This is a genomic window from Polaribacter sp., from assembly GCF_049276715.1.
Classification (GTDB): Bacteria; Bacteroidota; Bacteroidia; order Flavobacteriales; family Flavobacteriaceae; genus Polaribacter.
This window is the reverse complement of record NZ_JBASWY010000026.1, coordinates 142,582-164,341: the sequence shown is the minus strand read 5'-3', so window position 1 is coordinate 164,341 and position 21,760 is coordinate 142,582. Positions and strand designations below refer to the sequence as shown.

Here is a 21,760-nt window from a genome sequence, read left to right as displayed (position 1 = left end):
ATTTAATTAGGTATATAAATAAGTTGGGGGACTTATTTATATCACTACTAGGCACCCGAACAAATCTGTTTGGGTGTCTTTTAAAAGAAATCAATAGTTTAAATAAATTTTTAGGGGTATTAATTTAAAACTATTGATCCCAAGAGAGCTGAGAAATCAGCTCTCTTTTTTTTATCAAAAAATAATATTGTTTATTTTTGCAATATCAATTTAAAATAATGTCAAAAGACTTAAGCAATTATAGAAAATCTTACGAAAAACAAGAACTTTTAGAAAGTAATTGTCCAGAAAATCCAATGGAATTATTCCAGACTTGGTTTAAACTTGCAGACGAATCAGATACTATATTTGAAACCAATGCAATGTCAATATCAACTATTGGTAAAGATGGTTTTCCAAAAAACAGAGTGGTTTTATTGAAAAAATTCACTTGGGAAGGTTTTATATTTTATACCAATTATACTTCCGAAAAAGGAAAAGCAATTGCCGAAAATAATCGTATTTGTTTGTCTTTTTTTTGGGCGGGATTAGAACAACAAATTATCATTAAAGGAAAGGCCGAAAAATTAGCAGAAAACCTATCTGATGGTTATTTTGATTCAAGACCAGATGGAAGTAAGCTTGGTGCATGGGCTTCTAATCAAAGTGAAATAGTATCATCTAGAGAAGAATTAGACAAAAATTTAAAAACTTTTGAAGATAAATTTGAAGGGAAAGAAATCAATCGTCCTAAACATTGGGGAGGTTATTTGGTAAAACCCATTTCTATAGAATTTTGGCAAGGAAGACCTAACAGAATGCATGATAGATTAAGATATTCTCTGCAAAAAGATTTTTCTTGGAAATTAGAAAGATTAGCACCTTAAATTTTTATATTTACATTTCAATATTTTAATTGAATGAAAACACTTTACATTGTTCGACATGCAAAATCTTCTTGGGATTACCTTGGTATAGAAGATATTGACAGACCTTTAAAAAAACGCGGAATTAAAGATGCCTACCTAATGTCTAAATATTTGTCTAAAACCATAGAAAGACCAGACGTATTTATTTCGAGTAGCGCAAACAGAGCTTTACATACAGGTATTATATTTTGTGAAAACCTAAGTTATCCTTTAGCTAATCTTCAAATCAATAGACAATTGTACAGTTTTAGCGATGGCTATTTGGTAAAAACAGTATGTGCTTTAGATGATGCTTTTAATTCTGCAATTATTTTTAGCCATGATCATGGTATTAATACTTTTGTTAATAAATTTGGAAATATACCTATTGCTCACGTATCAACATGTGGCATTATAGGTATACAGTTTCAAGAAAAGCATTGGAAAAATATTAAAAAAGGAAAAACATTTATGGTGGAATTTCCTAAAAATCATAAATAATTTAATGCTAGAAATAAAAAAATATGCAGCTATAGATATTGGTTCTAATGCAATTAGATTATTAGTTTCTAACGTTATCATTAGACCTGATAAAGAACCTCAGTTTAAAAAATCCTCTTTAGTTAGAGTTCCTATACGTTTAGGAGCAGATACTTTTATCAACGGAATTATAAGTGAACAAAACACAAATAGGTTAATTAATGCAATAGAAGCATTTAAACTTTTAATTAATGTACATAATGTAGAACGCTTAAAAGCTTGTGCAACTTCTGCCATGAGAGAAGCAAAAAATGGTAAAGAGGTTGTAGAAAAAATTCTAGATAAAACGGGTGTTAAGATAGATATTATTGGTGGTAAGGAAGAAGCGAGTATAATATCATCTACAGATTTAAACAATTTAATAGGTGGAGATAATTCTTATTTATATGTAGATGTTGGAGGTGGTAGTACTGAGTTTACCATTTTCTCTGGTGGAAAAATAATTACATCTAAATCTTTCAAAATGGGTACAGTTCGTCTTTTAAGTAATAAAAAAGCTGTAAACAAAATTATTTTTGCAGAAGTTGAAAAATGGATTGTAAAAAATACAAAAGATTTAAAAAGATTATCTTTAATAGGCTCTGGAGGTAACATTAATAAACTATTTAAAATGTCTGGCAGAACAGAAGGAAAACCTATTTCTTTTATATATTTAAATGCCCAATATCAGTTCTTAAAGCAAATGAGTTATAGTGATAGAATTACGGAGTTAGGATTAAATCCTGATAGAGCAGATGTTATTATACCAGCTACAAAAATATTTTTATCGGCTATGAAATGGAGTGGAGCAAGAAAAATATATGTACCCAAAATTGGACTTTCAGATGGTATTATAAAAAATTTGTTCTACAATAAAATATAATTTCTAATTATTTAGTGTTTATTTATAAATGTTTTTACTACTTTTGATTTTATGTTTATCGCTTATAAAAAGATATATATTAATGTTTAGTAATATGAAAAAAAATCTATTCAGCTTAGCTTTTCTAATGATTGGAGCTGTTGCATTTGGTCAAGATTTACCTATAAATCCTGAACCAGGAAAATGTTACGTTCGTTGTAAAACACCAGATGTTTACCAAAATGAAACGATTCAAGTTGCAGTTGCACCAGAATATAAGAGAATAGTAACTTTCCCTGCTCAATATAGAACAATTCAAGAAAAAGTTTTAATTAAAGAGGCTGGCCAAGAGTTACTGGTGGTACCTGCTGTTTGGGGAACTCAAGAAGTTACTTATTTCGAAAAAGAAGACGGTTCTAAATTAGATGTTCAAAAAGCTACTTTTTTACAAGGTTTTGAAACTGTAGAAACAAAAGCTGCTTCTGCAACTTGGCAAATGAGTGAAAAACTTCCAGGTTGTGAATCTAACGATCCTGAAGATTGTAGATATTGGTGCTACAAACCTTTACCTGCAGAGTTTAAAACAATGCCAGTAGAAAAATTACAAAACGATGCTAGAGTTATTAGAACTCCAATTTTAGGGGTGAGAAAAACTTACCAAAGAAAAGTTATGGTAAAACCAGCTGAAACTACAATTGTCCAAACTGAAGCAGAATATTTAACTATAGAGAAAACAGTATTAGTAAAAGATGCATACACAGAAGAAACTATTGTGCCTGCAGTTTACAGATCTGTTACTAAAGAAATTTTAGTTAAAAAAGGAGGTTTAACCTCTTGGAAACCTGTAGATTGTGAGTTAGTAGACAATACACCTTTACCAATTAACTGGGATTTTTCTAGCTACGCTTTAAATGAAGGTGCTAAAAGAATTATTGATGCAAGACTACTACCTATCTTAAAAACTGGTGTGGCTGTTTTTATTGAATCTCATACTGATATGAGAGGAACTAGAAGAGACAATCAAGAATTATCTGACAAAAGAGCAAAAGCGGTTACGGATTATTTAATTTCTGAAGGTATTGATCCTTCTCTTATTTACGCTAAAGGTTTTGGTGAATCCAGACTTTTAAATAAATGTTCTGATGATGTTGTATGTTCTGAAGCTGAACACGCTATTAATAGAAGAACTACATTTAGGGTAGTAAATCAAAAATAAAAAAATTACTTAAAAATATTAAACAAAAAAAAAGAAGCATAATTGCTTCTTTTTTTTGTTTAATATTTCTGAATGACAGACTCAAAGAAAGGGTAGTAATATTCTGCTAACACATATCCACTTTTCTCGGCTAACTTTTTACCTTTATAATTTACCATCAGTAAAGTTGGAAATGACTTAACTTTATAGTCTAGTTGCAAAGTAAAATTCTCTTTTATCTTTTCTGGAGTAAGTAAATCTAATTTATGTGGAATGTCTACCTCTAAAAGAATCAAACTTTTATCAGACAGTTCTTTAAATTTTTCTGTATGAAACAACTTTTCGTCTAAAACTTTACAAGGACCACACCAATCTGAACCCGTAAAATAAATTAAAACCGGTTTATTTTCTTCTTTCGATTTTTTTAAAGCCTCTGCATAGTTAGATTGCCATTTTAATATAATCTCCTCCTTTTTTTCTAAATCTATATTTTCAGAAAACGCTTCTTGAGATGATGAAGGGAGAATGATTATAAAACACGCTAACAAAAAAAATACTCTTTTATTCATATAGTGATTTTGTTTTATCAAAAGTATCAAAAATAATACCAATGTTAGAACCTTATAATTTTTATTTTATTGTATTCTTTTAACGAGCATGTTTATATAAAAATTTGAAATAAGTTTTTTAAATTCATTTTGGATATATACGATTCATAATTTTAGCATTAAATTCGTCATTAGAACCATTTAAAAACTTAGTTTCTATAGCAAGAAAAGATAGGTTTTTAATTTTATCAAAAAGACGAACATAGTCTTTTTCAGTTGTTAAAATAATTTTATTCGTTGATTTTATTTGATCAAAATTATATTGAATCGAATCAATTTCTGCTTTTGTAAAATTATGATGATCTGAAAATTTTAAATGCTCGAAACTAATTTCATTTAACATTAAAAAATCTAATAAAGGCAAAGGATTAGCAATGCCAGTAACTAACAAAACTTTGTGTTTTTTTAATTCAGAAATAGATAATTTATCTTTTCCGGAAGTAGTGTCTGCATAAGAAATTCTAGTAAAAAAAACATCCTTTTTAAAGGCTTCTAATTTATTTTTGATGATGTTTTGCTGTAATACATCCAAATTATCAGGACATTTTGTAACCACAATTACATCTGACCTTTTTGCACCAGATCTAGATTCTCTTAAATTTCCTGTTGGAAGTAAAAAATCATCCACAAATAAATCGTTATATTTTGTCAAAAGAATATAAAAACTACCTTTTACTTTTCTATGTTGATAAGCATCATCTAACAAAATAACTTCGCTAGATTTTAAAGCTAACAATTGTTGAATACCAGCTACCCTATTTTCATCAACAGCAACAGAAATATTAGAAAATTTTTTGAAATATTGCAAGGGCTCATCACCTACTTTACCTGCAGAATGTGTGTCATTTAAAAGAATAAAGCCCTTTGTTTTTCGCCCATAACCTCTGCTTAAAACCCCTAATTTAAAGTTGCTTTTTAAATTTCGAATTAAATATTCAATTTGCGGAGTTTTTCCAGTACCACCAACACTTAAATTCCCAACAATGATTACAGGTATTTTAAATGATGTTGATTTAAAAACTTGAACATCAAACAAAAAATTACGTATCGACGTTATAACGTAATATATAGCCGAAAAAGGAAATAATAAGAATCTAACATATTTCATCTGGGTAAAAATACATTAAAAATGTTAACTTTGATTTTTCTCAATTCATAAAAATGACCATTAAACATATTACAAATTATATAGAAGAGTTAGCCCCATTAAACTACGCAGAAGAGTTTGATAACGTTGGTTTACTTGTTGGAAATTACGCTACAAAAGTCTCTGGAGTGTTAATTACATTAGATACTTTAGAGGAAACTGTAGATGAAGCCATTTCTAAAAATTGTAATTTAATTGTTAGTTTTCATCCTATTGTTTTTAGCGGATTAAAAAAAATAAATGGCAACTCTTACGTAGAAAGAGTTGTTTTAAAAGCGATTAAAAATGATATTGCAATTTATGCAACCCACACAGCTTTAGATAATTCTAAAAACGGAGTTTCTGCAAAAATATGTGAGGTTTTAGGATTGATGAATACTAAAATTTTAATCCCCAAAAAAGGGATTATAAAAAAATTAACTACTTATGTTCCAATTGATAAAGCAGATTTTTTAAGAAATTCTTTGTTTAAATCTGGAGCAGGAAATATTGGAAACTATGACAATTGTTCTTTTAGTGTTTTAGGTGATGGAACTTTTAGAGGAAATGAAAACTCGAACCCTGTTGTTGGTGAAAGAGGTGAATTTAGAACAGAAAATGAGGCTAAAATCTCAGTAGTTTATGAAAGTAAAAACGAAAACAAAATTTTAAAATCTTTACAAGAAAATCATCCTTATGAAGAAGCTGCATACGAAATTGTAACTACAGAAAATGTGCATCAGAATATTGGTATGGGCATGATTGGTGAATTATCAAAAGAAATGGACGAAAAAGAATTTTTATTATTTTTAAAAGAAAACATGAAAACAGATTGTATTAGACATTCTGCTTTTATCAATAAAAAAATAAAAAAAGTGGCAGTTTTGGGAGGTTCTGGAAGTTTTGCAATTTCGAATGCAATAAGTGCCAATGCAGATGCTTATGTGAGTGCTGATTTTAAATATCATGAGTTTTTTAAAGCAGAAAATAGTATCCTTTTAGCAGATATTGGACATTATGAGAGTGAACAGTTTACAAAAAAGCTTTTGGTTGATTATCTTACGAAAAAATTTAGTAATTTTGCAATCATTTTATCAGAAAAAAGTACAAATCCGATTTATTATATATAAACATGGCAAAGAAGAAAGAAGTTTCAGTTGAAGAAAAATTAAGAGCATTATACGATTTACAGTTAATTGACTCTAGAATTGATGAAATTAGAAACGTTAGAGGAGAATTACCTTTAGAGGTAGAAGATTTAGAAGATGAAGTTGCTGGTTTACATACTAGAATTTCTAACTTAAATCAAGATGTTGCTAATTTAGAAACCGATATAAACAACAAAAAGTTGGCTATCGAAGAATCTAAAGGATTAATGAAAAAGTATGATGAGCAACAAAAAAAAGTTAGAAACAACAGAGAGTTTGATTCTTTAACAAAAGAAATTGAATATCAAGATTTAGAAATTCAATTAGCTGAAAAAAGAATTAATGAATACAGAGCGAAAATTACTCAGAAAACCGAAATTATTGATTCTACTAAAGAAAAGTTAGCAAAACAAGACAAACACTTGGGCCATAAAAAAGCTGAATTAAATGCTATTTTAAAAGAAACTGAGAAAGAAGAACAATTGCTATTAAAAAAATCTGATGAATTTTCAGAATCTTTAGATACTCATTTATTGTCTGCTTACACAAGAATTAGAACAAAGGTTAAAAATGGTTTAGCTGTTGTAGCTATAGAGCGTGGAGCATCTGGAGGTTCTTATTTTACAATTCCACCTCAAGTGCAGTTAGAAATCGCTAACAGAAAAAAAATTACTATAGATGAGCATAGTGGTCGTATTTTAGTTGATGCTGCATTAGCTGAGGAAGAAAAAATAAAAATAGATAAAATATTTTCTTAAAAATTAAATACAATTTAAAAAAACTCGAAATTACAATTTCGAGTTTTTTTTTGTGTTTAATTTTTGATAAGAATGTTAAAAACATTAATACCTATATAATTATATTGAACAAAAAAGCCTCACATTTCTGTGAAGCTTTTAGGGGTTTTGTCATATTTTTTTTTAATAGTTATTGATACATAAACTTATTTTCAATTCATTTAATGGTATGCTAATCTATAGATAGATTTCAAAAATTTACTAATTAAAGCAATTGTTACTACTAAAAATGGAAATAAACAGGTAAAGAAAATCATAACATTTAAACCATCTAATAAGGTTTTTAGGTCAGGCATTACTAATAAATAATTACCTGAGTGGTGTAAACCTAAAGAACAGATTAACACGATAATAATTTGTTTTATACTATTAGTATTCATAATTTGGGGAATTAGGAGTTAATAATTATTTCAGAGATACGATATTCTCTAAATACCATGTAAAGATAATTGGTAATCAAAAGTTTTTAAATAAGCATATTCCTTAAAATTAAAATATTAATTTATAGTAACAAAAAAGCCTCACATTTCTGTGAAGCTTTAAGTGAGCCCTTCAGGATTCGAACCTGAGACCGCCTCCTTAGAAGGGAGGTGCTCTATCCAGCTGAGCTAAGAGCCCGTAGTTTTTATGTTTCTACGAAAACAAAAGTCGGGGTGGCAGGATTCGAACCTGCGACCTCCTCGTCCCAAACGAGGCGCGATAACCGGGCTACGCTACACCCCGAAAATAAATTACTAATTATTAATAAATAATAATTTAATTCTTTAATTTTTTATATTAATTGCGGAGAGACAGGGACTCGAACCCTGGCGACAGTTACCCGTCGACAGATTAGCAATCTGCTCCATTACCACTCTGGCACCTCTCCTACTTTTGAACTTATTTGCATTTGTTTAAAAATGCGAGTGCAAATGTAATATTACAATTACAATTTAACAAGATTTTTTTCTGTTTTTATTTTAATTTTTATTCTGGATATTCAATCCGTAAATGGTAAATATTCATTAACTTTTTTTTGATTACTTTTTTTATTATTTGAATCTCTCTAAAGGTAATATCTGAATTTAAAAATTGATTATCGGCCATCTGTTTACTAATAATTTTTTCAATCAAATCATTTATGGTTTGAGCTGTAGGTGATTTTAAACTTTTAGAAGCTGCTTCTGCTGCATCGCACATCATTAAAATAGCAGTTTCCTTGGAAAATGGAATTGGTCCTTTGTATTTAAATTTTTTAAAATCAACTGTAGTATCTGGGTTCATTTCTTGCTCCTTCTTATAAAAGTAGTATGTTGAACTTGTACCATGATGCGTTCTGATAAAATCTATTATCCTGTCTGGTAAGTTATTTTTCTTGGCCAACTCTACTCCTTTTATAACATGATCTATAATAATTTTAGAACTGTCTCTGGGAGATAAGTCGTTATGCGGATTTACACCTGTAGATTGATTTTCTATGAAATACATTGGGTTTAACATTTTACCAATATCATGATATAAAGCACCTGTTCTAACCAGCATTGAGTTTGCCCCTATTTCATTGGCAGCAGCTTCCGCTAAATTTGCAACTTGCATAGAATGTTGGAATGTGCCTGGAGCTTTTTCATTTAAATCTCTTAAAAGCTTTGTATTAGTGTTAGATAACTCTAAAAGTGTAACATCAGAAACAAGACCAAAAACTTTTTCATAAATATAAATTAGTATAATCGACAGAAAAGATAAGAGACCATTTACAGCAAATAATATAAAATAATCTAAATTTATTTGCGATGCATTTCCTTCTTTAATTATGGAAAACGCAAAATAAGTTACCATGTATATTAGCGTGATTTGAGCCACTGAAATAAACAAATTTGCTCTTTTATAAAGTTCTGATACCGTTAAAATTGTAACGATACCAGCTATTATATGAAGATAAATAAACTCGAAACTGTTAGGAACAATATAACCCAAAAGCAAAACTGTTAAAACATGGGTAAATAAACCTAACCTTGCATCAAAAAATGCCTTTAAAATAATTGGTAAAATACTTAGTGGAACAATATAAAGATAGTCTGAGTTATATTTTATAACCAATGTTTGAATAAAAATTATGGCAAAAACATTGAAAAAAATAAAAGTTACTTTATTATTGTTATTGTAAATTTCTATCCTGTATTTATGTAAAAATAAAAGTAACATCAACAGCGCTAATGATACAAGTATGGTGTATCCAAATACAATCCAGTTATAATTTGAATCTGTCCAAATTTGAGATTCAGACTCACTTTTTAGAGAATTTAATATTGCCAATTTCTTTCCTTCAACAATATCCCCTTTTAAAATAATAAGCTCTCCAGTAGTTACTTTACCTTTTGTATAAGATATATTACCAACACTATTTTCTATAATTTTATTTGTTAAATTCTCATCATAAAAAACATTAGGCTTAATGATTCCTGCTAAAAGATTCAAAAATAATTTTCTGTTGTAAGCAGAGGATACGCCATTTAATTTATTACTAATAATGGATAAAACATCCTTAGAAATCAATAAATTTTTAAAGAGCACATCTTGCACTTCATTCCCTTTTTTTAAGGCTATAATTTCATCTTTTTCAGAGACTCTATTCTCACTTATAATCTCTAAAAAACCAACATCATAAACGTTCTCGATTATATTATTTCCAATATATTGAAATGTTCTTAACTTATCATTAGATATAGAATCGTTCGGCTTTAATTCAGATATTTTATTTTTAAATGACTGTTTTACATTTGATACAATTTCCAAATCGTAGTTGAAATATAATTTGGCATTTGTATTAATTTCTTTTTTCTCCTTCTTAATTTCGTCTTCGGTCTTTTGAATAGCAAAATCGAAAGGAGCATATAAATTATCATATTTCCAAAGTTGCCCATTATTAAAATCGTATTTAAACTGCCCCCCTTTTGGAAACAAGTATACAATAGCTATTGTTGCTATTAAAAACAAAATTACCTTGTAAATTATTGTATTATTTCTATAAATTTTGTTTACAAAATCGCTCATAAAATCAATGTTACTTCAACAAACTTAATGTAAAATTTTGACGTCTAAAAATTACCATAACTCAAAGATTTTTTTTTGATTTAAATTGGTTAATTTAGCATACTAATTTTAGTCATAAAAAAGTAAAAATATTTAGAATGAGAGATGTAGTAATTGTAGCTGTGGCAAGAACACCAATTGGAAGTTTTATGGGAAGTTTATCATCTATACCAGCTCCAATATTAGGAGCAACTGCCATTACAGGAGCTTTAAAAAAAATTAACCTAGATGCAAATTTAGTTGAAGAAGTTTTTATGGGTAATGTTGTTTCTGCTGGTTTAGGACAAGCACCTGCAAGACAAGCTGCAATTCATGCTGGAATACCAAATACGGTTCCTTGTACAACTGTAAATAAAGTTTGTGCCTCTGGCATGAAAGCTATTATGTTAGCTGCTCAAACAATTGCTTTGGGTGATGCTAATATTGTGGTTGCAGGAGGGATGGAAAATATGAGTTCTATACCACATTATCAACATGCAAGAAATGGTTCTAAATTCGGACCAATTACCATGGAAGATGGTATGCAAAAAGATGGTTTAGTAGATGCTTATGAAAATGTAGCTATGGGAGTTTGTGCAGATGCTTGTGCAACTGAATATAATTTTTCGAGAGAAGACCAAGATGCTTTTGCTATAGAATCATACAAAAGATCTGCAAAGGCTTGGAGTGAAGGTAAATTTAACGATGAAATTGTACCTGTTTCAATACCGCAAAGAAAAGGAGATCCAATTCTTTTTTCTGAAGATGAAGAATATAAAAATGTTTTTATTGAAAAAATTCCTGCTTTAAGACCCGCTTTCACAAAAGATGGAACAGTTACAGCTGCCAACGCATCTACAATTAATGATGGTGGCGCTGCTTTAGTATTAATGTCTTTAGAAAAAGCAAAAGAATTAAACCTAACACCTCTTGCTAAAATTAAAAGTTATGCAGATGCTGCTCACGAACCAAAATGGTTTACAACTGCACCTGCAAAAGCATTACCAAAAGCATTAGCAAAAGCAAATATTTCTATTGATGAAGTCGATTTTTTTGAATTAAATGAGGCTTTTTCTATTGTGGGCTTGGCAAATATGAAAATCTTAGGACTTACTAAAGAGAACGTAAATGTAAATGGTGGCGCAGTTTCTTTAGGGCATCCTTTAGGAGTTTCTGGAGCTAGAATTATTATTGCTTTAACTTCTATATTAAAGCAAAATAACGCTAAAATTGGAGCAGCTGCAATTTGCAATGGTGGTGGTGGTGCAAGTGCAATGATTTTAGAAAGAATCTAAAAAAAATAAAATTTGTTTTACGGAATTTGTAATCTTAGTATTGTTCCTATTAGAAAAGAGGCGAATCATTTATCTGAAATGACGAGTCAATTATTGTTTGGAGAACATTTTACAGTTTTAGAAAAAACCAAAAATTGGAGTAAAATAAAAGTTTTTTTTGATGATTACGAAGGCTTTATAGATAATAAGCAATTCGCAGAAATATCAGAGAAAACTTTTCAAGAATTAGCTACTGCAAAAAGTATGCACTCTGCTAATATTGTAGATTTTATTGTAAGTTCTAAAAACGAATTAATAACAATTCCAATTGGTTGTAAACTTCCTTTTTTATCTGATAAAGAACTACTTATAAATTCTACAAAATATAGCTATGAAGGTAATTTTTTCACGGGAAAATTACCGAAACAAGAAATTATTCAAAAAGCATATACTTTTTTAAATACACCTTTTTTGTGGGGTGGAAAAACACCTTTTGGAATCGATTGCTCTGGTTTTACACAAACCGTATATAAACTTTGTGGATATAAACTATTTAGAGATGCCCAAGAACAGTCTAAACAAGGAGAAGTTCTAAGTTTTATAGAAGAGAGTGAACCAGGAGATTTGGCTTTTTTCGATAATGAAGAAGGAGAAATTACACATGTAGGAATTATTTTAAATGATTACCAAATCATACATGCTTTTGGAAAAGTTCGAATTGACACTTTAGATCATAGTGGAATTTTTAATGCAGATTTGCAAAAACACACTCACAAATTAAGGGTAATAAGAAAATTGATATAATAAAAAAAGATAGTAACCTTGGGTTACTACCTTTTTTATGCTATTATGTTAAATCAAAAAGCTTGTTTAATAATCTTGTTTTTTAAGATAACTTAGTTTTTGTTTCCAAACTTCTAAATTTTCTTTGAACTCATTTACCTTGTTTTTAACATTTAAAACAAGAGGATTGTCTTCACTTACATTAGAGAAAAAGCCTAAATTATTTTCCAATTGTTGAATTTCTCTCACAACCTCATCTATTTTTTTTCTGATAAATAATTCTTCTGAATCCAATTTTCTTGAGTCTTCATCTGCAACATAGGTGTCTACAACATTTGTAAATTTAAGCATCACCACTTCATTTTTATCTAAAGATGTATCTTCATCAAACAATTTGTCTACTTGTTTGTTAAATTTATCATCTAAATGACGCATATTTCTTGGTAATTTACCTAAATCATTCCATTCGTTTATCGCTTTTAAAACTTTATCTTTAGTCGGCGCCTTTATAGTTTTTAAGTTGTCTAAGTATTTCTTTTTTTCGTCTACAACTGCTTGTTCATCTTCACTTACCTTATTTTTTTGTTCATGAAGTCTTTCAAAATAAAGATTACAGGCCGATTTAAAACGTTTCCAAATATCATCAGAAAATTTACGAGGTACATGTCCTATTTTTTTCCAATCTGCCTGAATCTTCTTCATTGTATTGGTATCTTTTTCCCAATCTTCACTATCTTTTAAAGATTCAGCAATTTCAATCAATTTAATTTTTTCCTCTAAATTTTCTTGTTGATCGTTCTTTTCTTCTTTATAAAATATATTTTTGGAAGTATTAAACTTTTTAGTGGCTGCTTTAAATTTTTGCCAAACTTCTTCGCTTTTCGAATAAGGTAATTTTCCTATACTAAAATATTCTTGCCTTAATTTCTCTATATCTTTAATACTTTTTTGCCAATCGTTATGCGTCTTATTATTAGAAGTATCATAACTTTTTATAGCAGCAACAACTTCTAATTTTTTCTCAATAATTTCTTGAAATTTAGAGCGCATTTCTTTAAAATGATCATGTCTTTTATCATGAATTTTTTTAGTGACAGCACTAAATTTTTTCCAGACATTTTCTCTCATTTCTTTAGCAACAGGTCCAATATCTTCTTTCCAAGCTTTATGCAGTTCTTGCAACTCTTTTGCTGCAATATTTACATCTTTTTCATCTACAAGAGCTTCTGCTTTTTCTATAATTTTAAGTTTTTCCTCTAAATTATGTCTAAAATCTAAATCTCTAAAATCGTTACTAAAATTTAATAAATCGTAAAAACGCTCTACATGATGATGGTATATTTTCCAAGTATCATTATAGTGAGATTTTGGAACAGGCCCAATTAAACGCCATGCACTTTCAATTTCTTTGAAATTTTTATACATAGTGCTCGGTTCTGCAGTTTCGATTAACGTTTTTAAATCTTCGATAACTTGTAAGCGTCTTTCTAGATTATTATTTAACCTAGTTTCTAGGTCATTATAATAAGTATCTCTCTTCTTTTTGTATGCAGACAATAAATTATTGTATTCAATTTTTACAGGACTCGAAAATTGAAAATCTATTGAGTTTCCTCCTTCTGCTAAAAACGCAGCTTTTTTTTCTGCAAGTAAAGCACCAAATTTTTTATTAAAAGTAGTTTTAATGGTATCTATCTGAGATTTTATTTTCTGAACAGGATTGTTTTCTATAGTATCCGCTAAAATGCCAACTAACTCTTCTAATGTTAACTTGTTGTATTTAACTTGAGGTTGTAAATCTTGCTGAGCTTCTTTCTCTTCTTCATTTTCTGCATTTTCTGCAACAGATTTTTCAATCTCATTTACAGCTTCATCATCTTCATCAACTTCATTAACTTCATTAACTACATTTTCTAAAGAATCTTCAATCTCTTTATCTACTAATTTTTCTTCAGATTGAGGAGTAATAATTGAGTCGTTCTTCAATTCAATATTTCCAGGGTTCTCAGCGTTATCTAACATATCTACAATGTTTAAAGGTCTATATATGATACTATAATCATATAGTCATCAAAAATAAAGACAACTTACAAATTTTACAAGGTATATTGATAAGTAAAATTTATAGCATATTAAATATTCCATATTCTCCAAGATTCCTCTGCTTGAAGTTCTAACATCTCTAACCCATTTTTAATTTTTGCTCCTTGTTTTTTCCCTTTTGATAAAAAAACGGTTATCTCTGGATTGTAGATTACATCGAATAAAAGATGCCTTTCTGAAATAAATTGATAAGGTATATTAGGATATTTTTCTATATCTGGAGAAGTGCCTAAAGGCGTAGAATTAATAATAATTGTATAATCTTCTATAATTTGTTTTGATAAACTTTCGTAAGAAATCTCTTTTTTGCTACTAGGATCTCTAGAAACAAATTTAAATTTAATTTTATTCCTTTTTAGTGCGTAAGCTATGGCTTTAGAAGCGCCTCCAGTTCCAAGAATTAGTGCTTTTTTATGGTGCTTTTCAATTAAATGTAGAATTGAGTTTTCAAAACCAACAATATCTGAATTGTAACCTTTTAAGTTGCCTCTTTTGGTAAATTTTATAGTATTAACGGCTCCAATTTTTTTTGCTGTTTTATCTAATTTACTCAAAAAAGGAATTATCTCTTCTTTATAAGGTATGGTTACATTTATTCCTTTTAAATTTTTGTATTCTTCAATAATAGAAGGGAAATCTTCAATTTTTTGAATATCAAAATTTACGTATTTATAGTTATTAAGATTTAGTTCTTTAAATTTTTCTGTAAAATAACCACGTGAAAATGAATAAGAAATGTTTTTTCCAAGCAATCCGAAAATTTTATTTTTCTCTTTTTCTATCATAATAATCTATTGCTAAAATTAAACCTATGCCAACAAAAATAAATAAAATGGCAATACATGTTTCACTATTAAGAGTTTCTGGAATAAAACGCTCGTAATTTTCGATAATTTTATCACCCTTTTTATCTAATAAATAAGAATTATTTTTAGCAGCATATATGGTTTTTTTCCAAGGCCAAACTATGCCTAAAGAACCAGTTATAAAACCTATAATAACAGCATTTACAATTTTATTCCATCGTTTTAAAACATAACCTAAAACATGTGATATTGAAACCAATCCAAAGGCTGAACCAGCAGTAAAAACTGCAATAATTTTTAAATATCTAATTTTTATAGGATCTGACAGAACTTCAAAATTTCCAAATACCAAATTAGTAATTACACTCAATAATTCGTTTACAGAATCTACTAGAAGTAACACATAATTACCTAATAATATTAAAATAAAAGAACCTGAAAGACCTGGAAGTGTCATTCCAGAAACTCCAATAATTCCACAAATAAAAACAAACCAAAGATTATCATTTTCTGTTGCAGGTGTTAAAAAACTAATTCCTAACCCTAAAGAAATACCAATAATTAAAGAAGTGATGTTTGTTTTAGACCATTCTCCAAAATCTTTTCCAATATAATAAATAGAACCTATAATCATCCCAAAAAACCAACTCCAAACATAGAGTTCGTAATTTTCTATAAAATAATCTAAAATTAAAGAAATACTAAAATAGCTAAACATGCTTCCAACCATAATTAGGGTTAGAAACTGAGCGTTTGTATGCTTAAAAAAGGCTCTAAATTCTCCTGATAAAAGTAGTTTAAAGGCTTTGTAATTTATTTTTCTGAAAGAGTAAATCAACTCTTCGTAAAAGCCTAAAACAAAAGAAACAGTTCCTCCAGAAACTCCAGGTACTTTATTTGCAGCTCCCATTGCCAATCCTTTTAAAAATAGGCCTACTTTTTGAAGAAAAGTTCTTTCTTTAAGCATTTATTTTTTTTGAACCGCTAATTTTTCCATCAATAAAATTAATGCAAAGCCTATAATTGCTAAAATAGTAGCCAACATAATTTGAGATTCTCCATCAAAAGAAAAAGGTGAGACACTTTGTTGGTTGAATGGCACTTTTACTCCAAGAGAATTTGTGCGCCAAGTTAAGGTTTCTTTCCAAGGCCAAATTTTATTTAAAGAGCCTATAATAAAACCTGTTAAGGCAGCTAGTGTATAATTTTTATAGTTTGCAAAAAGCCATTTTAAAACTTTAGAAAAAGACAACAAACCTATTATAGTACCTAAGCCAACAGCAGCAATTGTTTTAAAATCTCTCTCATCTACCGCAGTTAAAATAGGTTTATAAGCACCTAACAAAACCAGAATAAAAGCGCCAGAAATTCCTGGTAAAATCATGGCACAAATTGCTATTGCACCTGCTAAAAACATAAATAGTAAAGATGAGTTTTCATTTACTAAAGGATTTAAAGTTGTAATATAATAGGCTAAAAATGCCCCTAAAATTAAAACCAATATGGATATAAAATTCCAATTTGTAATTTGCTTAGCAATATAAATTATACTCGCTAAAACCAAACCAAAAAAGAAAGACCATAATAGAATTGGTTCGTTTTCTAACAAATACTTTATCGCTTTTGCTAAAGAAATAATGCTGATAAAAATTCCGATAAAAAGTGATGCTAAGAAATTTCCATTTAATTGATTCCAAGCAGCTTTGAAACCACGTTTTTTTAATGTTTTAAAAAGATCTAAATTAATATTACTTATCGAGCCTAAAAGCTCTTCGTAAATACCAGAAATAAAAGCAATTGTACCTCCAGAAACTCCAGGAACAACGTCTGCAGCACCCATTGCCATTCCTTTTAGTCCAATTACTAAAAAGTCTTTAAATTTTCTACTCATATTAATTTTGGTTTTAAAAAAACGAAGATAGTAGAAATTAAAGAATTGTTACAACAATCTTATTTCATTATTCTTATCTTTGATATAAAATATAATTTAATGAAAAAAATAATTACCTTATTCGTTTTAGTATCACTTTTATCTTCTTGTAAAAACAACAAGAAACCGAATGAAGCAATAACTGAAGTAACAGAAAATATAGATATTGAAACCTCTATAGAAATAATTCCAATATCGCATGCAACAGCAGTTATTGAGTTTAATGACGAAGTTATTTACTTAGACCCAACAGGAGGTGCAGATGCTTTTTCAGAATTTGAAAATCCGACATATGTTTTAATAACAGACATTCATGGAGATCACATGAATAAAGAAACACTCGCTGGTTTAGATTTATCTGAAACTATTATCATTGCTCCAGAAGCTGTAGCAAAAGAGATTGCTGATTTAAAAACAAAAGAACTCATTGTTATTAATAATGACGAGGAAAAAGATCTTGAAAGTTTCGTTGTTGAAGCAATACCTATGTACAATTTAAGAGAAGAAGCCCTTAAATTTCATACAAAAGGCAGAGGAAATGGCTATGTTTTAACTATTAACAACGAAAGAATTTATTTTTCTGGAGATACAGAAGATATTCCAGAAATGCGTAATTTAAAAAATATAGACAAAGCTTTTGTTTGCATGAACCTGCCTTATACTATGACTGTAGAAAGTGCTGCAGATGCTGTTCTAGAATTTAAACCAAAGCAAGTATATCCTTATCATTACAGAGGTACTAATGGTTTAAGTGATGTTGCTAAATTTAAACAAATTATTAACCAAGGAAATCAAGATATTGAAGTGGTTCAATTAAATTGGTATCCTACAAAAACAGAATAAAAATTATGAAATTTTTAAAGCAAATTAAAATTTTAACTCTAAGCTTACTTGTATTTGCAAGTTGCACCAGCGAAACCAAAACTGCTGTTGCAACCATAAGTGCAAAAAGCGGTAGCAATGTTTCTGGTAAAGTAACATTTACAGAAAAAGACGGAAAAGTAATGATGATAGCCGAACTCCAAGGCTTAACAGAAGGCGAACATGCTATGCATATTCATGCAGTTGGAGATTGTTCTGCAGATGATGGATCTTCTGCTGGTGGCCATTGGAACCCAACAGAGGAAGACCATGGAAAATGGATGGCAAACCCTTTTCACATAGGTGACATTGGTAATTTAGTTGCAAATGCAGAAGGAAAAGGGACTATTGAAAAAGAAACTGATTTATGGTGTATTAACTGCGAAGATGAAACTAAAAACATTATTGGCAAAGCAATTATTGTACACTCAGGAATAGACGATTTTATGTCACAACCTTCTGGTGCAGCTGGCTCTAGAGTTGGTTGTGGAGAAATTAAAGCAAAATAATTTCCACATATTCAATTATAACAAACCACTAGTAAACTAGTGGTTTTGTTTTTTAATTTGATTTGTATCTAAAATTATTTTCTTGTAAATTCGTTCACTGTTGAAATAAAATTTCAACAATTTTATATTATTAAGTTAGCTTAAAACCTAAATATTCTTACAAACTACTCCAAGGCCTTTTTAAAATCTACTAATAATTTTTGTACGTTCTTGTTATCAAAAACGGTTGGAAAAAGCTCCTTTAAAATTACATGATAATCGTAATCTATTTTCATGGCTGCAATTAAATGATTAAAGCCATATTTTTCTTTGTTTAACACAAAAAACAAACCTGCTAATCTATATTCTATTTCAGCAAAGTTTTTATAAATTTTCTGTGCTTTAAAAAGAATATTTACAGCATCATTAAATTCCCCTAAAAAAGATAAAACATCTGTTAAGCCAATATAGATCTCTAGTTCGTCATCATTTAAAGCTAAACATTTTTCAAAACCTGTAACTGCTTCTTCGTAAAAGTTTAATTTTATTTTTATTTCAGCATATTTTCTCCAATACAAAGGGTTGTCCTCATCAATTTTTAAAGCTTTAGAAATATAATAAGATGCTTTCTGATAATTTTCATCATTATAATACAAGTTGGTTAATAAAATCCAGCCTCTGTCTAATAATGGATCTTCTTGTACTGCTTTTTTATAAAAAGAAATGGCAGCTTCATATTTATTTAGTTTCTCATAACACTCCCCTATTCTAACATAAGCAAATGCTGTTGGATCGTCTAAATCTAAAGTAACTACGTAATTATCTATTGCTTCTTGGTAATCGCCTAATTCTTCTAAAGTTTTTGCTTTTTCTAAGTAACCTCCTATAAACGATTCATCAATTAAAACAGCATAATCAAAAGAAGTTAAAGCCTCTTTAAACATATTTAATATAAAATACTGCCTTCCTAATTGATGCCAAGCAACTTCGCAATATGGGTTTTTATTTATATAAGCATTCAAATATTCTATGGCAGATTCATGTTCTTCTGCCATATCAAAACAATATACAATGTTGTAAAGTGCAGAGTAATCTTCATAATCTTCTTCTATGCAATTGATAAAATTCAGGCGAGCATTTTCAAAATCGTCCAAGTATAAATATTCCATACCCATTAAAGACCAAACATCTATTTTATCCTCAGTAAAAGAAAGTGCTTTTTTTAAATTTTCGATTGCCTCTAAATGATTGCCAGATTTTGATAAAATTGTAGCTCTTTGTATAAAAACCTCTTCGTTGTTTGGCTCTATTTGTTCTATTTTCTTTAAAAGTATATGGGCTTTGTCTAAATTGTTGTCAAAAATTAATAATTCTACTTGTAATAATTTTAAATCTACAGATTGTGGATGTTGTTCTAAGCCCAGTTTTAGAGCTTTTTTTGCTAAAGAATGCTTACCAACATCTAAATAATGAATTATAATCTCCTCAAACTCAACCAAATCAAAGAAATAAACGTTGTTGGTTTTGAGCATAGATTCAAATTTTACTAAAGACATAGCTATGAGATTTGAATTATTACAATAAAAATAATACAACTCATCCCCTACTTTTGTAAAAACAGTATTTGTTTTCAACAATTTAATTAACAACTTTCAAATTTGAGAACTGTGAAAAATTTCTAAACTTTACAATTCAAACTTCATTCTTAAAACTCCAAACTATTTTTACCTTTTAATTTTTACATCAACATTAATTTCCCTAATTTTGATTTTCAATTACTATCAACTAAAATTTGATAGCATTCTTATGAGCAAAAAAACCTTACTTAACTCAAAAGATATTGAAATTATACTGCATAGATTGGCCTGTCAGCTAATTGAAAACCATTACGATTTTTCGAATACAGTTTTAATTGGCTTACAACCAAGAGGTTCTTATTTAGCAAATAGATTAGCAGACTTGTTAAAAAACGAGTATCATATTAAAGACTTACAATTAGGTTTATTAGATATTACTTTTTACAGAGACGATTTTCGAAGAAGAGATGAACCTTTGGCAGCAACATCAACCCAAATCAATTTTTTAATTGAAGGGAAAAATGTTGTTATTATTGATGATGTTTTATTTTCTGGACGAAGCGTGAGGGCTGCTTTAACTGCTTTACAATCTTATGGCAGGCCAGATAATGTTGAATTGCTAGTTTTAATTGATAGACGATTTAGCAGACATTTACCCATTCAGCCAAATTATAGAGGTAGACAAGTAGATGCAATTAACGAAGAAAAAGTGTTAGTAAATTGGAAAGAAATCCATAAAAAAGATGCAGTTTATATTGAACATCGATAAAAATATTTAGATAAAAAATAAATGCAGAAATTAAGCGTAGAACATTTACTAGGTATCAAATATTTGAATGCGAATGATATTGATATCATTTTTAAAACTGCAGATGGTTTTAAAGAAGTAATTAATAGACCTATTAAAAAAGTGCCTTCTTTAAGAGATATTACTATTGCGAATCTATTTTTCGAAAACAGCACAAGAACAAAACTTTCTTTTGAACTCGCAGAAAAAAGACTTTCTGCAGACGTAATTAACTTTTCCGCAAGTCAATCATCTGTAAAAAAAGGAGAAACTTTAATAGATACTGTGAACAATATTTTATCTATGAAAGTAGATATTGTTGTCATGCGTCATGGAAATGTTGGTGCAGGTGTTTTTTTATCAAAACATGTAAACGCAAAAATTATAAATGCTGGTGATGGCACTCACGAACACCCAACACAAGCCCTTTTAGACTCGTATTCTATTAGAGAAAAACTAGGTTCTGTTAAAGGCAAAAAGATAGTTATTGTAGGTGATATTTTGCACTCTAGAGTTGCGCTATCTAACATATTTGCATTGCAATTACAAGGTGCTCAAGTAAAAGTTTGTGGCCCAACAACTTTAATTCCAAGATACATTACAAGTTTAGGAGTTGAAGTAGAAACCAACTTAAAGAAAGCTTTAGAATGGTGTGATGTAGCCAATGTTTTAAGAGTACAACATGAAAGAATGGACATAAAATATTTTCCATCAACTAGAGAATACACACAGCTTTTTGGCATTAATAAAGAAATTTTAGACAACCTTGGCAAGAAAATTGTAATTATGCATCCAGGACCAATAAACAGAGGTGTAGAGATTACAAGCGAAGTTGCAGATTCTGATCAATCAATTATTTTGAACCAAGTAGAAAACGGAGTTGCTGTAAGAATGGCAGTTATCTATTTGCTGGCTCAACAAATTAAAAGATAAAATCGATACTTTTGTTAGAAGTGATTTA

At 29.1% G+C, this 21,760-nt stretch carries 20 protein-coding genes and 3 tRNA genes; 12 read left to right on the top strand and 11 right to left on the bottom strand.

Annotated features, from left to right (window positions below; all coding sequences use genetic code 11):
* The first annotated feature begins 218 nt into the window (after positions 1-218).
* From pdxH to WAO74_RS07575, 4 genes are all read left to right on the top strand, one after another.
* Positions 219-866 (top strand): pyridoxamine 5'-phosphate oxidase, encoded by a 648-nt coding sequence (pdxH, locus tag WAO74_RS07590; RefSeq protein ID WP_422160901.1) that lies wholly within the window; start codon positions 219-221, stop codon positions 864-866.
* 33 nt (positions 867-899) lie between these two features.
* Entirely contained in the window at positions 900-1,388 is a 489-nt protein-coding gene (locus tag WAO74_RS07585) for a SixA phosphatase family protein (protein ID WP_422160899.1), read from the top strand.
* A gap of 4 nt (positions 1,389-1,392) precedes the next feature.
* A complete protein-coding gene (locus tag WAO74_RS07580; RefSeq protein WP_422160898.1) occupies positions 1,393-2,289 on the top strand; it encodes a Ppx/GppA phosphatase family protein in 897 nt (298 codons plus the stop codon).
* A 94-nt stretch (positions 2,290-2,383) separates the two neighbouring features.
* A complete protein-coding gene (locus WAO74_RS07575; RefSeq protein WP_422160896.1) occupies positions 2,384-3,484 on the top strand; it encodes an OmpA family protein in 1,101 nt (366 codons plus the stop codon).
* A gap of 59 nt (positions 3,485-3,543) precedes the next feature.
* On the opposite strand, the gene WAO74_RS07570 is transcribed toward WAO74_RS07575, so the two are convergent.
* On the bottom strand, positions 3,544-4,032 hold the full coding sequence (locus WAO74_RS07570; protein WP_422160894.1) for a thioredoxin family protein: 489 nt from the start codon (positions 4,030-4,032) through the stop codon (positions 3,544-3,546).
* A gap of 124 nt (positions 4,033-4,156) precedes the next feature.
* The gene (gene lpxK / locus WAO74_RS07565; protein WP_422160892.1) at positions 4,157-5,179 is read right to left on the bottom strand and encodes a tetraacyldisaccharide 4'-kinase; all 1,023 of its coding nucleotides are present in this window, start codon (positions 5,177-5,179) and stop codon (positions 4,157-4,159) included.
* Positions 5,180-5,232: 53 nt separating this feature from the next.
* On the opposite strand from lpxK, the gene WAO74_RS07560 reads away from it, so the two are divergent.
* Positions 5,233-6,327: a Nif3-like dinuclear metal center hexameric protein gene (locus tag WAO74_RS07560; protein ID WP_422160891.1), complete on the top strand. Its 1,095-nt coding sequence runs from the start codon at positions 5,233-5,235 to the stop codon at positions 6,325-6,327.
* 2 nt (positions 6,328-6,329) lie between these two features.
* Positions 6,330-7,103, top strand: coding sequence for a zinc ribbon domain-containing protein (locus WAO74_RS07555; RefSeq protein WP_422160889.1), 774 nt, complete (start codon positions 6,330-6,332; stop codon positions 7,101-7,103).
* Between the two features lie 583 nt (positions 7,104-7,686).
* On the opposite strand, the gene WAO74_RS07550 is transcribed toward WAO74_RS07555, so the two are convergent.
* The 4 genes from WAO74_RS07550 to WAO74_RS07535 form a co-directional block, all read right to left on the bottom strand.
* A tRNA-Arg gene (locus tag WAO74_RS07550) sits at positions 7,687-7,760 on the bottom strand.
* 30 nt (positions 7,761-7,790) lie between these two features.
* A tRNA-Pro gene (locus WAO74_RS07545) sits at positions 7,791-7,865 on the bottom strand.
* Positions 7,866-7,926: 61 nt separating this feature from the next.
* Positions 7,927-8,010: transfer RNA gene (locus WAO74_RS07540), tRNA-Ser, on the bottom strand.
* 98 nt (positions 8,011-8,108) lie between these two features.
* Positions 8,109-10,172: an HD family phosphohydrolase gene (locus WAO74_RS07535; RefSeq protein ID WP_422160888.1), complete on the bottom strand. Its 2,064-nt coding sequence runs from the start codon at positions 10,170-10,172 to the stop codon at positions 8,109-8,111.
* A gap of 137 nt (positions 10,173-10,309) precedes the next feature.
* Here WAO74_RS07535 and WAO74_RS07530 point away from each other — a divergent pair, with 137 nt between their 5' ends.
* Together WAO74_RS07530 and WAO74_RS07525 are read left to right on the top strand one after the other, a co-directional pair.
* On the top strand, positions 10,310-11,485 hold the full coding sequence (locus tag WAO74_RS07530) for an acetyl-CoA C-acyltransferase (RefSeq protein WP_422160886.1): 1,176 nt from the start codon (positions 10,310-10,312) through the stop codon (positions 11,483-11,485).
* A gap of 12 nt (positions 11,486-11,497) precedes the next feature.
* The gene (locus WAO74_RS07525; protein WP_422160885.1) at positions 11,498-12,268 is read left to right on the top strand and encodes an NlpC/P60 family protein; all 771 of its coding nucleotides are present in this window, start codon (positions 11,498-11,500) and stop codon (positions 12,266-12,268) included.
* A 66-nt stretch (positions 12,269-12,334) separates the two neighbouring features.
* Here WAO74_RS07525 and WAO74_RS07520 read toward each other — a convergent pair whose 3' ends face one another.
* From WAO74_RS07520 to WAO74_RS07505, 4 genes are all read right to left on the bottom strand, one after another.
* Positions 12,335-14,269 (bottom strand): DUF349 domain-containing protein, encoded by a 1,935-nt coding sequence (locus WAO74_RS07520; RefSeq protein WP_422160884.1) that lies wholly within the window; start codon positions 14,267-14,269, stop codon positions 12,335-12,337.
* Positions 14,270-14,379: 110 nt separating this feature from the next.
* Positions 14,380-15,135, bottom strand: coding sequence for a shikimate dehydrogenase family protein (locus WAO74_RS07515; protein ID WP_422160883.1), 756 nt, complete (start codon positions 15,133-15,135; stop codon positions 14,380-14,382).
* Positions 15,113-16,123, bottom strand: coding sequence for a DUF368 domain-containing protein (locus tag WAO74_RS07510; protein ID WP_422160882.1), 1,011 nt, complete (start codon positions 16,121-16,123; stop codon positions 15,113-15,115). The genes WAO74_RS07515 and WAO74_RS07510 overlap by 23 nt, the downstream gene beginning before the upstream one ends.
* Positions 16,124-17,047, bottom strand: coding sequence for a DUF368 domain-containing protein (locus WAO74_RS07505; protein ID WP_422160880.1), 924 nt, complete (start codon positions 17,045-17,047; stop codon positions 16,124-16,126).
* 99 nt (positions 17,048-17,146) lie between these two features.
* On the opposite strand from WAO74_RS07505, the gene WAO74_RS07500 reads away from it, so the two are divergent.
* Positions 17,147-17,929: an MBL fold metallo-hydrolase gene (locus WAO74_RS07500; RefSeq protein ID WP_422160878.1), complete on the top strand. Its 783-nt coding sequence runs from the start codon at positions 17,147-17,149 to the stop codon at positions 17,927-17,929.
* A gap of 5 nt (positions 17,930-17,934) precedes the next feature.
* Positions 17,935-18,456, top strand: coding sequence for a superoxide dismutase family protein (locus tag WAO74_RS07495; RefSeq protein WP_422160876.1), 522 nt, complete (start codon positions 17,935-17,937; stop codon positions 18,454-18,456).
* A gap of 164 nt (positions 18,457-18,620) precedes the next feature.
* Here WAO74_RS07495 and WAO74_RS07490 read toward each other — a convergent pair whose 3' ends face one another.
* A complete protein-coding gene (locus WAO74_RS07490) occupies positions 18,621-19,991 on the bottom strand; it encodes a tetratricopeptide repeat protein (protein ID WP_422160875.1) in 1,371 nt (456 codons plus the stop codon).
* Between the two features lie 250 nt (positions 19,992-20,241).
* Between WAO74_RS07490 and pyrR the strand changes: the two genes are divergently transcribed.
* Positions 20,242-20,781 (top strand): bifunctional pyr operon transcriptional regulator/uracil phosphoribosyltransferase PyrR, encoded by a 540-nt coding sequence (pyrR, locus tag WAO74_RS07485; RefSeq protein ID WP_422160873.1) that lies wholly within the window; start codon positions 20,242-20,244, stop codon positions 20,779-20,781.
* A 21-nt stretch (positions 20,782-20,802) separates the two neighbouring features.
* Positions 20,803-21,732, top strand: a complete 930-nt coding sequence (locus tag WAO74_RS07480) for an aspartate carbamoyltransferase catalytic subunit (protein WP_422160871.1) — start codon at positions 20,803-20,805, stop codon at positions 21,730-21,732.
* Positions 21,733-21,760: the final 28 nt, after the last annotated feature.